This window comes from Collimonas sp. GW821-FHT02H07 (assembly GCF_059421505.1).
Genome location: NZ_JBWKVC010000035.1, coordinates 1 through 10,854 on the forward strand (window position 1 = coordinate 1; position 10,854 = coordinate 10,854).

Annotated in this window: 18 protein-coding genes; 11 read left to right on the forward strand and 7 right to left on the reverse strand. The window is 53.5% G+C overall.

All coding sequences use genetic code 11. The annotated features are described in order from the left end of the window. The 6 genes from AC07V8_RS25445 to AC07V8_RS25470 form a co-directional block, all read right to left on the reverse strand. A partial coding sequence (locus tag AC07V8_RS25445; RefSeq protein ID WP_494681133.1) for a hypothetical protein occupies window positions 1–716 on the reverse strand: 716 nt, incomplete at its 3' end. Next, window positions 703–1,284: a hypothetical protein gene (locus AC07V8_RS25450; RefSeq protein ID WP_494681134.1), complete on the reverse strand. Its 582-nt coding sequence runs from the start codon at window positions 1,282–1,284 to the stop codon at window positions 703–705. The genes AC07V8_RS25450 and AC07V8_RS25445, both read right to left, overlap by 14 nt. Continuing rightward, entirely contained in the window at window positions 1,284–2,297 is a 1,014-nt protein-coding gene (locus AC07V8_RS25455; protein ID WP_494681135.1) for a hypothetical protein, read from the reverse strand. The genes AC07V8_RS25450 and AC07V8_RS25455 overlap by 1 nt, the downstream gene beginning before the upstream one ends. A 61-nt stretch (window positions 2,298–2,358) precedes the next feature. Then, window positions 2,359–2,565 carry a hypothetical protein gene (locus tag AC07V8_RS25460; RefSeq protein ID WP_494681136.1) on the reverse strand — a complete coding sequence of 69 codons (207 nt, stop codon included), beginning with the start codon at window positions 2,563–2,565 and terminating at the stop codon, window positions 2,359–2,361. Beyond that, window positions 2,562–2,696, reverse strand: a complete 135-nt coding sequence (locus AC07V8_RS25465; protein WP_494681137.1) for a hypothetical protein — start codon at window positions 2,694–2,696, stop codon at window positions 2,562–2,564. Before AC07V8_RS25465 ends, AC07V8_RS25460 begins: the two co-directional genes overlap by 4 nt. Before the next feature lie 584 nt (window positions 2,697–3,280). After that, window positions 3,281–4,006, reverse strand: a complete 726-nt coding sequence (locus AC07V8_RS25470) for an XRE family transcriptional regulator (protein WP_494681138.1) — start codon at window positions 4,004–4,006, stop codon at window positions 3,281–3,283. Window positions 4,007–4,108: 102 nt separating this feature from the next. Between AC07V8_RS25470 and AC07V8_RS25475 the strand changes: the two genes are divergently transcribed. From AC07V8_RS25475 to AC07V8_RS25525, 11 genes are all read left to right on the forward strand, one after another. Continuing rightward, entirely contained in the window at window positions 4,109–4,339 is a 231-nt protein-coding gene (locus tag AC07V8_RS25475; protein WP_494681139.1) for a transcriptional regulator, read from the forward strand. A 111-nt stretch (window positions 4,340–4,450) separates the two neighbouring features. Further along, a complete protein-coding gene (locus AC07V8_RS25480) occupies window positions 4,451–4,915 on the forward strand; it encodes a YmfL family putative regulatory protein (RefSeq protein WP_494681140.1) in 465 nt (154 codons plus the stop codon). Further along, window positions 4,912–5,085 carry a hypothetical protein gene (locus AC07V8_RS25485; protein ID WP_494681141.1) on the forward strand — a complete coding sequence of 58 codons (174 nt, stop codon included), beginning with the start codon at window positions 4,912–4,914 and terminating at the stop codon, window positions 5,083–5,085. Before AC07V8_RS25480 ends, AC07V8_RS25485 begins: the two co-directional genes overlap by 4 nt. A gap of 190 nt (window positions 5,086–5,275) precedes the next feature. After that, window positions 5,276–5,704 carry a nuclease domain-containing protein gene (locus tag AC07V8_RS25490; RefSeq protein WP_494681142.1) on the forward strand — a complete coding sequence of 143 codons (429 nt, stop codon included), beginning with the start codon at window positions 5,276–5,278 and terminating at the stop codon, window positions 5,702–5,704. Further along, window positions 5,704–6,621, forward strand: a complete 918-nt coding sequence (locus AC07V8_RS25495) for a helix-turn-helix domain-containing protein (RefSeq protein ID WP_494681143.1) — start codon at window positions 5,704–5,706, stop codon at window positions 6,619–6,621. The genes AC07V8_RS25490 and AC07V8_RS25495 overlap by 1 nt, the downstream gene beginning before the upstream one ends. Further along, entirely contained in the window at window positions 6,608–7,090 is a 483-nt protein-coding gene (locus AC07V8_RS25500) for a RusA family crossover junction endodeoxyribonuclease (protein WP_494681144.1), read from the forward strand. The genes AC07V8_RS25495 and AC07V8_RS25500 overlap by 14 nt, the downstream gene beginning before the upstream one ends. Continuing rightward, window positions 7,090–7,491 (forward strand): hypothetical protein, encoded by a 402-nt coding sequence (locus AC07V8_RS25505; protein WP_494681145.1) that lies wholly within the window; start codon window positions 7,090–7,092, stop codon window positions 7,489–7,491. Before AC07V8_RS25500 ends, AC07V8_RS25505 begins: the two co-directional genes overlap by 1 nt. Before the next feature lie 36 nt (window positions 7,492–7,527). Then, on the forward strand, window positions 7,528–8,193 hold the full coding sequence (locus AC07V8_RS25510) for a helix-turn-helix domain-containing protein (protein ID WP_494681146.1): 666 nt from the start codon (window positions 7,528–7,530) through the stop codon (window positions 8,191–8,193). Window positions 8,194–8,511: 318 nt separating this feature from the next. Then, the gene (locus AC07V8_RS25515) at window positions 8,512–9,180 is read left to right on the forward strand and encodes an Lcl domain-containing protein (RefSeq protein WP_494681147.1); all 669 of its coding nucleotides are present in this window, start codon (window positions 8,512–8,514) and stop codon (window positions 9,178–9,180) included. Window positions 9,181–9,538: 358 nt separating this feature from the next. Beyond that, window positions 9,539–10,141 (forward strand): hypothetical protein, encoded by a 603-nt coding sequence (locus AC07V8_RS25520; RefSeq protein WP_494681148.1) that lies wholly within the window; start codon window positions 9,539–9,541, stop codon window positions 10,139–10,141. 70 nt (window positions 10,142–10,211) lie between these two features. Beyond that, a complete protein-coding gene (locus AC07V8_RS25525; protein ID WP_494681149.1) occupies window positions 10,212–10,511 on the forward strand; it encodes a hypothetical protein in 300 nt (99 codons plus the stop codon). Between the two features lie 74 nt (window positions 10,512–10,585). On the opposite strand, the gene AC07V8_RS25530 is transcribed toward AC07V8_RS25525, so the two are convergent. Further along, the coding region (locus AC07V8_RS25530) for a transposase (protein WP_494681150.1) at window positions 10,586–10,854 on the reverse strand (269 nt) is incomplete at its 5' end.

A 10,854-nucleotide genomic window follows, 5' to 3' on the forward strand; every position in this document is an offset into this window, starting at 1 on the left:
AGGTCGGTGACTTCGGCGGTCCAGCGCTCTGAAGTCGACACGCCGGCAATCTTTGGCGCCGCGCTGGCGACGACCGGAGCGGTCATGACGCTGGCGATGGTCTGGTTCAGCGTAACGCGTGCGTGGGCCACCTCGGCGTCTGCCTGTGCAGCTGCTTGCACCTGGCTGGCGGCATGCGCCTCAGCGCTGGCTTTGTTTGCTGCTTCGGTGTCGCCGGCTGCGGTTGCTTCCTCGGCGGTCTTGGTAGCCGCTGCCGCTTTCTCCGCTGCGGCCTGGGCTTCACGAACTTTCTGGTCTGCGGCCGCTTGCTGATCGCGGGCTTCACTCTCTAGGCGAAAACGCTCTTGGCGGGCCTGCTCATCGGCGATGCGCTGGGCTTCAGCAGCTCTTTTCTTTTCGGCGGTCACATAGTCAAGCATGAGTTTCTTGAGAAACGCGATGCCGGCTTCGCAGCGCTCGATTGGACCACGGAACAGATCCATGACTTCCTTCTTCGAGGCATCCATCGGACGGGTGATCTTGAAGCGCTGCTCCGTCAGGTCATCAACCTTGCGCTGCAAGTCAGTCAGCTCCTCGACGGCAATCTCATACATGGCCGGCGAGTTGATCGTGATTGAATTCGCGACGGCATTCACGCTATCGGCGACTTTTTCCAATGCGGCCTTCTGAGGCAGGACGGGTAGGGTGGCGGGGCGAATTTCCTCAACTAATTCCATGTTTTTCTTTCCATTTCCGTAAAGTTAAAAGTGATATGAATACTGCAAAATCTGTCGGGTCGGTATAAGGGACCAGCCGGTACGTCCCGTCCTGACGCAATCCCAATGCGTAGCGGTCGACTATCGCCGCACCTTCCAAGTTGTGCGTTGCCTGGTAGGCGGCGAGCTGGGGACCTATCACTGGCCCCAACGTCATCATCTTTTTGATGTCGAGGACAGCACGCCGGCCACGGACTGAACCTGTGCGGTCGGACGTGCCGCAATAGCCGTGAAGCGGGTGATACATGCGCTTCTCGATGGTGTCCGGAACAAAGCCGGTATCGGCGCGAAACTTCTTCCAGCCCACTAGATACGGCAGCATTTCCGGCGCCAGACTTTTCTCATCAAGATCGTCCAGGTCGTGCAACTCGGTCATGCGGTGAACTGCCTGGCCCAGCAGTCGGGCACGCTCCAATGCTTCGGGGGGTACCATCGCGTAATTGACCAATGGGCTGAGAATTTGCGTCACGCTCGGCACCACTTCGCCGTGCCAGCGATATACGTGGCTGGGTTCGTCGAAAGTAAGCATCAGGCCGCCGGATTCTTGATCCAGGCCAGAACGTCATTGAAATTGGCGTTCGTGATATCAGCCATGGCAAAGCCAAACTGTCTCTGAATGTCAGTCGAGCTCAGGGCCGCCGTTTCCAGCTTCATCTTGAGGTAGTCGAACTGCGCTTCGGAAAGCGGCGATTCGTTCTTCGGTTCCTGCAGTGGCAGCTCGTCGGCTTTTGGCGGCACAACGCTTTCTGGCACTTTGGCCGGTTCTGCCGTTTTTGCTGACTTGGATTGGGGCATCTTCGGAGGCGCTACTGGAAGATCCGCATTCGCGAAAGCTTGTTCCGGCGTCGTGTCACCTTCTTTAATAGCTGTCAGAATGCCGCGCAAGGTCACGAGCTTTTCAAGGCCGATATCATCTGTACCTGACACGCCTAAGGTTGAGCAGATCTGTTCTTGCGTCACACCGTAGGACTGGAAGGCTTTGATGGCATCCGCGCGCCGATTCGCCAATGTCTTGAAGTCACCCATGACCGTGGCGCGCGCCGCGTCGTACATATCTGCCCAGAATGCCTTCGGTACACCCTTCAAGATGGCGTTCCGGAGCGCGATAGAGCAGGCCGCGTTCGCCGTGACGCCGATCATGTCAGCGTTGTAGCGCTTCCCGCGGCTGTCGGTAATGCGCCGTTGCACCTCGTAGGTGATCGCAACGTTCTTCTCTAGGTCGTGGAAAACACCCTGCGTCGTGACAAACTCGCCCTGGTCACTAACGACGCGGGCGCCGGCGCGGCTATTGCCCCATGCTGACGCGATCACCTCAGCAAAGCGGGCACTCGGGCCTTCGATGGTTTTTCCGGCGCGGGGCAGGGAATAGATGCACTCGCCGGCCACCTTTTCCGTCAGCGTCACCATCTGCATGGCTTCGTCGCGAAATTTCTTGATGGAGCGCGGAAATTTGTGTGCGGTCGTGACCTGCTGTTCGATTTCCGACTTGTTCAGCAACGCAATCGTGCCGCTTTCAATCGTCATGATGTCTTGGACTTCCATGTAATTACCCTCGATTTATTGATTTGGTGACGCTAGGGCGTCGTGAAGTGAACAGGCGCTGTTACTGGCTGCGCTTCAGTTCGGTTTGGCACGCGCGGCGAAACGCCAATCTGCTGTTTTCGTCGTCCGGCCAGCCTTGCGCCTCGCATAAGTCTTTCAGTGTGGGCGCAGCATAGTTATCGGCGTCGTTACTGATTGCATAGGCCGACAAAACAAGCAGAAAAAAGCAGCCTGCAAGTGACCAGGTGGTCAATGTGGCTCGCGTCATTGCTGCACCATCACGGTTACACCAAGCGCGCCGGCGTCGTAGGCCGCGTCCATCAGTGCATCGCGATCACCGATGCCGGAGTAGGTTTCCGTGCCACCCTCCTGTGTTTTGATCGTGATCTGGAAGCTCATGCCGGCTCCTTATGCGTATCGCGCATGTGATCTGGCAATCCTGTCGGCTTGACCCTGCGTCCACATACAGCGCATTTGGCTTTCGGCTTTGGCGGTTGATAGGCTGCTGCTTTAGCCTTCTTTTCGTCGATTCTGCAACCGCGACAGCTGCATGGATAACCAGGCGCATCTTCGTTAAGAAACACGCCGCAGCCTTGGCAAAGCGTTCCATCCAGCATCATGTCTGCTATGTCACCCATCGCAATCTCCCTTGTTCGAGTGTTGAGCTGACGAAAAGTATAGATTAGCTAAACTACGAAGTAAAGTAAAAATATACTTTTAAGTACATATTTTCTATACGAAATTTGTTTGCATAAACTATTCGGGTACGCGGATGAGCCAGAGATGGCTTTGAATAGTCAAATATGGGATTAGAAAGAAGAGGCCAAGCACGTATAAGCGCGGCAACGACGTACGGGAAATTTTGTTAAATGCCAGCTCTTAGGGCATTTACAAACTCAAGACGGGCGTAAAAAAGCCCGCGCATGACGGGCTGGTAGAGTTGGTGTTACGGTGTTTTTTCTTTGGCGCAATCAGCGTGATTCTTATATTCGCTCACTCTGCTTATGCACGATGCGACCAAGGATAATGCAGGCATCGCCACTGCATAGTTTGCGCGGGTAGCGTCGCTGATCTGGATTATCGGAGGATAACCACCATTCCCCAGCATCGCGAACTAGTCGTTTAATAATCGCCTCGCCCTCATAATTGATGGCGAAAACCTCGCCATCCCTGGGCTCTCGGTCAGCAGCGTTTAATACGACTGTATCTTTATCGTGCATGCCGGGCTCCATGCTATCGCCCGTTACGGGGGTGGCTATCAAATTTTGGACTTTGTAGCCGCGAGATTCCAGCCAGTCATTGCGGAAAAATATTGGGTTTCCATCCTCTTCAACTAATTCCACATTAAAACCAGTAATTCCCGCCGACAATTTCAATTTAACCTTTCGTATGCTGGATAGATCAGAATATTCCTTTCCTGCCTCAACGGCACGAACATTGGACTGGTGATATCCCGTCTCTCTCGTTGATAAGGGAAGTTTGCTTAAAAGCACTTCTGGCAACGGGATTGTAGTTATTTTGCTAATAGCAAGCAACTGTTGAATGCTCGGCTGATGTTTTCCGAGTTCCCAGTGGGAAATATTGCCCTTTGAGTGGCCTCTCTCAGTTTTAAGCTCAAGCGCCAACTTCGCGCCTAATTCTTCGCCTGACAATTTTGCCGATTTTCTCGCGTCGCGCACCCAGTGCGCGATTGTGTCTTTGAGTTCCATGTGCATATCGTATAGAACATCTATACCTAAGTGGGGTAGAAAAACTTGACTTTATCGTATAGAAAAACTAGACTAATTTTACCTCGAAATTGGAAATACAAAATGACTCCTAGTGAAGCACTTGATAAAGCCATTGCATATATGGGTTCGATGCAAGCCCTTGCCATCATTCTCGGTATTACCAAGGGGGCTGTCAGTCAATGGAAAAACGAGGATCGGCGAGTGCCATCCGAACATTGCCGGCCAATTGAAGCTGCAGTGAATGGGCTTGTAACTCGCTTCGATTTGCGACCAGACATATTTGGCGAACGGCAGGTCCCAAACGACAAGTAGTTTGCTGGGCAAAGAATATTTTCTTTTATTAATACATAGCACGCGATTTTTCATAATCGAAGAATAGCTGCAATTGTGCAAAACAAACACCACCGAAAAAAGGAAAACGTTGTGAGTAGAAGGCAAGCTTATTTAAAAATGATCAAAGCATTCCCCGGCGGTTGGGACGCGATGGCTGCTGCCATGGGCATCACTCGTAACGCATTGGAGAATCGAACCTATGAACGCCAGGGGCAAACAATGAGCGTCGACAAGGCAATGCAGATGCAAGTTTTTTCTGACACTGCGCTTTTTGCACAATGCATAGCAACTGAAAGTGGCGGCGTGTTTGTCATGCTGCCGGCGCCACATGAAATCGACAACGAAGCGCTGTTGAGCAAGTTCAACAAGCTGTATGCCCACATAGGTTTGCTGTCGCGCCGTTTCAACGAGGCGACGGAAGATGGCGAGATTGATAAGCGTGAGCGAGCTGACCTGGCTGCGATAGGCGACGAGATTAACCGCCATACTCAGGAACTGCTCGCGCTGACATTTCGCATCTACTGCCGTAGTGGCGATGAGAAGGTGGAGGCGTGAGCGAACCGATTGTATCCATCGCCGGCATCATCCAGCACGCGCATGAAGCGGCGGAGCAGGGCAGGCCGGCAAGCGTGTGTCGATATCCGTTCCATTCTGAAGCGGCGGAGCGCTGGCATGTTGCGTATCACGCGCGCCAGAAGGAGCTACGTGAAATGGTCGCCGCATGATTCCTGTTTCTGTAGGTGATCCACGGCATGCGGCTGATCGTTACGCCGAACGTACGGCGAAGATGGTTGTTTTCAATCATGCCCAGCGAGTCTGTAGAGGGGCATGCCGCAAGAGAAAGAGCGTCGGGCAGTTCGCGCGCGGGGACAATTTGTGCAGGACGTGTAGGTTGCGTACATGAAGAGAAGCCTCATGAAGCGTTCGGCGAAGCCAATGCGCCGAACGGCTATGTCCCATGGTCTGACCGGCGTTCTGTCCTCCTCATCCTTTCAGCGATCAAAGCAGCCGAAGCGCATCAAGACCCGGCATAAGCCTTTGACCAAGATTCGTGCCTCCGCGCGCGACCAGGAATGCACATTGCGCTTTCCCGGCGTTTGTAACTACCGCATCGACACGACTGTTCTTTGCCATTCCAATTTGCTGGAGGACGGCAAGGGCTACGGCATCAAGGCGCCAGACGAGAAGGGAGCGTATGGCTGCTGCCGCTGTCACGACGTCCTAGATGGTCGTGCGCGGCGTCCGGAGGGCTTCTCCTACGACTCAATGATCTCCCTATTTAAAGAAGCGGTGGCCTTGACGCGCGCGCAGTTGCGGCGTCTAGGCTTGTTGATGGATGACTAATGAGTATTAATTTAATGTCTCTTGCATGGAAGACTGATTTGCCGTCAGGTCGAAAAATGGTGCTGCTTGCGCTGTGCGACAACGCGAACGACCAGGGGGAGTGCTATCCGTCGGTTGGCGCGATTGCGCAGAAGTGCAGCATGGGCGAGCGCACGGTGCAGCAGCACATCACCGATATGGAAGCGGCCGGCATTGTGAGGCGCGGCCTGCGTAATGGGCGCAGCACCGTCTATAAAATAGACCCCCGCAGTTTTAGCACCCCCGCAGAATTCGCACCCCCGCAGATTCGGCACCCCGCGATATCTGCACCCACCCCCGCAGAATCTGCACCAGTACCCCCGCAGATTTCGCACCCCACCCCCGCAGATCTCGCACCCAGAACCATCAAGGAACCATCAATAGAACCATCAAGTAAACGTCAGAGGGCACGCGGTTCCCGCTTGCTCGAAGACTGGACGCTTACGAAGTCGTGGGGAGACTGGGCGCTGGAGACGCATTCGACCTGGACGCCTGAGCATGTTCGCTTGGTGGCTGACAAATTCCGAGATCACTGGATTTCGCAGCCAGGACAGCGCGGGTGCAAAACCGATTGGCAGGCCACGTGGCGCAATTGGTGCCGCAACGAGAAGCCCTTGGTCGCTAGCAAGGCCGGCGGGCAGGGCGCATGGTGGGCAACGGACGCGTCCACCATCGCCAAAGGAGCGGAGCTCGGCCTGATGCCTATTGCCGGCGAGTCGATGGCGGCGTTCAAGGGGCGGGTACAGGCTGCTATCGACAACGGCGGGCAAGCGCCATCGCCGCCGCGCAGCAGGATAACCAGGTCTGACCGCGCCGAGGAGGTGAGGGGCAAGAAGCCGGAGGGATTGAATTTGAAAGCGTTGATTAAATCGAAAGGAATGTTGGATGACTTGCCTTGAGCGCACGGAAGTGAAATTGGGGGCATCGAGCCCTCCAGCGGCTGTGATCAATTTCGTCGTGGACGGCCAGCCGGTGGCGAAAGGCCGCCCGCGCTTTGCTCGCGTAGGGAAGGGTGTCAAGGCATACACCCCGGCCAAGACGGCGACTTACGAGCAGCAGGTGAGCTGGGCGGCGAAGGCGGCGATGTGTGGCGCCAGTCCGCTGGCTGGGCCTGTTGAACTGTTCGTTATTTTGTACATGCAGATCCCTGCCAGCTATTCCAAGGTGAAGCGTGCCAGGGCGATTTCCGGCGACTTGCGGCCAACGGGTAAGCCTGATCTGGACAACGTGGTCAAGGGCATCAAGGACGCCTGCAACAACATCGTTTGGGGTGATGACTCGCAGGTAGTGAAAATAGTCGCCAGTAAGCATTACGCCGCGCGTGCGTCTGCCACTGTTATTGCTGCGCCTGTGGAAGGGAGTTCGTAATGGCCGGCACCAAGCGCCCCCGCAAGGCATACAGGCCGAGGGGCGCATTCGTTCCAATGATGCGATGCACCCGCAACGACCTGGCGCTGGAGCTGCGGCTGGCCATTGAACTGCTGATTGCCGAACCCAGTCCCGATGCTTACAACCAGCTCTCGAAGATGCTGCTCGCCATGGGAAATACTGGAGCCCGCGGCGAGTCGCTAGCAAGAGCTAACGACACTATGCTGGCAATCTGTGACCGCTTCGATAGGGTTGGGAAGGTTGGCGTGTCAGCAGATGAGGCGGCATCGCTTCGTTATGCAGCCGGCGGGTTGGATGAAATGCTCAGTCACATTCCTATCAACGTATTTAGCGCTGCAGTCGCCGTAGTGAGCGCTCAGTGCCTGGAGCTGGGTGTATGAACAACTTGAAAAAGCTAAATGAAGGCGGAGGGCACTATGGGATACGTTAATGACATTGCAGCGTTTTCGGCATCGGCGGACAGGCGTGCTGGCGTGGGCGCTCAGGCCAGCGATAAAGGGGAGGAGATCTGCCGCCGGCTCATCCTGGCCAGAAAGCTCAACCACCTCGATCAGCGCGAGGCGGCGAAGACTTTAGGTTATAGCAATTCGTCGCAGCTATCCAAGATCGAAGCCGGCCAGGCCAGCGTGTCCAGGGAGTTCATTGTGCGTGCGGCCATCGCCTATGGGGTGAGCGCTGATTATCTCCTTGGGCTGTCGAATGAGCCTGAGCGGGATCCGCGCACGGCTGAGCAAGTAGCAGTGCTGCGGTCAGTGCAGGGAACTGTAGAGCAGAACGTTGCGGCAATGGTCACTGTATTGCTCAAGAACGCCGGGGAAGTGGCGCCATTGTGTTCGCACCTGGAGAGCTTGACCCAGCGTGTCAGCCAGTTACAGGAAGCATACGACAAGGTGTGCCGAAAAAATGAGGCATTCCAGAACGATGTCCTGGCCGGCTCGATCCTGGAGAGTGCGGTGGATTCCGCCGGTGACGCCGCGTGCAAGGCAAAGCAATTTGTCGAGCGCCGGTCGATGATTGCCAATTTCCGCGCGAAAGCGGAAACGGACGATGGCAGCTATCCATTATTTTCCGGGGCGTGCTGATATACCAGTTATCGCATGATGAAATACACTGCGTGTGGTCGAAGTGCTACACAACAAATGTCACGTATTGTTAAATATTGGGAAGATGATTAGACCAGAATTGCGGTATTCGAGAAAACTCAAATATTTCTGATAAAGTCATCCAACTTGAAAGGCTGCAATTCAAAAGCGGGCGTTCGAGGCTGGTCTTCAGTATTGGCTGGATTGCTGGGTCAAGCGAACCTGACGTGATATTTTGTGCGCATAACCCCCAGTACTCTCCCAGCACGTGGCATAACGGCCAGAAGCAGAACTTTCACGTCAAAGAATTTCGGCATATTGAAGTTCGTTCAAAAAATAATGAAGATGAGATATGACAGTGGGGGAATAGTGATCAATATAAAAAACATTCTGGCAGCATTGGCGCTTGGCACATGCGTATCACTAGCTTTGGCTCAAGCACCAATTCCACCTGGTACACCTTGGATTACCGCCACATTTCCTCCTCCTACTGCCGCCCAGTCTGAGGCTGCGAAAGCGGCCGCGGAAGTCAAACGCATTGAATTTGAGAAAATGTTGCATCAACGCTTCGTTGTTCACGGGAATGAGGTTTATGACAAGAAGACCGATTTGACATGGCAGCGGTGTAACTACGGCCAAACATGGGACAACGAGGCCCAATGGTGTCGGGGGGTGACGAAACGCTTGAGCACGAACCAAGCTTTGGCTGAGGTCGAGAAGGATCGCGGTGGATGGCGGCTACCAGACGTTGGAGAAATAATTAGCTTTCTCGAAGTGGCCTGTACTAATACGAAAACGACAGATAATTCTGTGCCTGTTTTTCCTGATGTGTTGCCCAACACGTACTATTTGTCGAGTTCTATGCGAGATGATCAGAACAACGTTAATGTTGGTCAATGCTTTGGCAGCATGGCCAATAACGTCGGTGTTGGCAAAGGGTATGTGAGTGTCACTCGCCTGGTCCGTAGCGGGCAGTCGTTTAAATAGGCTCTGTCGAGGTTGAGGTGGGACGCGGCGCTTTGCTGATTTTTCCAAGCGATCAATCAATGTCTGCCACAGGCTGCGGACATATACGCGGCGCTTAAATTAGGTCTTGCAGAAAATGGAAGCCAACAAATGAGTTATTACGAAATGATTTCGCATAGTTGTGCGAGGCGAAATTAGGGGGCGAGCCTAGCGCCGCGTTGTCCGTTTCCTCAGGACGTTGTTTTTGTTATTACGGGTTGTCCTCTACTTTTTTTGGTAGGGGTGCTTGGTTTGGCATTGAATATCACATGCTTCGATCCGTACCATTAGTACCTTAGCTTAAGGTACTGAAATTCGGAGCTAATAGGGGACTTGATACATGATTAAAAATTATAAGAATCAAACTTCATCGAATGCTGTTTTGGGTTTTCTGATATTTTTTCTGAGTATCGGTGTTGCTCATGCTGATTTGTTGACGAACCCATATAACCCGGAAACTGACAAGGCCAAAATTGTTGAAAATATTGGTATCCCTGAAGGCTCAATGAAACTGGATAGAAGGTGCGTTTATTCCAAAACAGAAAAATGGTTGGCGACTGCTCCGAGAAATGCATTTCAGACATGCGTGCTTGTTGTTACTGATGATCGGCTGATTCTTGTGACATACAATGAAAAAGAGGACAGCTACAACCGCCCGTTTTCATACTTGTTTTCGGAGATTCAGGAAATTTCCGTATCAGAACAGGACGGTGTTCGGTTAAATGCGGAAGGAAAGAAAATTCAATTTCAGTTTTTAACAAAAGATGGGTTTTTCTCAGTAACGGCGTGGCGGGGAAAAATGGGAGACAGACCAATTGACAGCCGCGGCGGACAAGATGCCTTTGATATGATCAAGGCAAAAGGAGTGGCCGTTACTCCATCACTAGGATTTGTAGATATGCGCATGCCAAACTCGTTTCTCCTTTTTCGCCAATATAAGTGACATCTTGGAAATGCGAAAAATAGCGATGCTGCGGTCGGTACGGGGGACTGTGGAGTAAAAGGTCGCGGCGATGGTGACGGTCCTGCTGAAGAATGCGGGAGAGGTGGCGCCATTATGTTCGCACCTGGAGAGCTTGACCCAGCGCGTCAGCCAGTTACAGGAAGCATACGACAAGGTGTGCCGAAAAAATGAGGCGTTCCAGAACGATGTCCTGGCTGGCTCGATCCTAGAGGTTGCTGTGGATTCCGCTGGCGACGCCGCGTGTAAGTCAAAGCAGTTTGTGGAGCGCCGGTCGATGGTTGCCGAATTCCGTGCGAAGGCAGCAACGGACAATGGTAGTTATCCATTATTATTTACTTCGCCGTGTTGATATTTACATTCGCCACAGCATTGAAGTGGCGAGATAGTGCGTATCCCAGGCTATTTATTCGTGCCAAGCGGCATTCAACTGGAAGAGCTGTAATGCTCGTGTTTACTTCGCTTGTCTTCCAGCACATCTTGCAAGCGCGCGTTTTCCAGCGTCAGCTCGGCCACAATTTGTTTTAGCTTGGCGTTCACTTCCAGCAGGCATTTCAAGTCTTGCGGATAGTCAGGCAGGCCTCCGTATTGCCGCTTCCAGTTAAGGAAGGTGCGCTTCGTGATTCCTGCTTGCTTGATCACATCGGCCAACGGCATGCCCAGTTCCTCCTGCTTCAGGGCCGCAGCGATCTGGT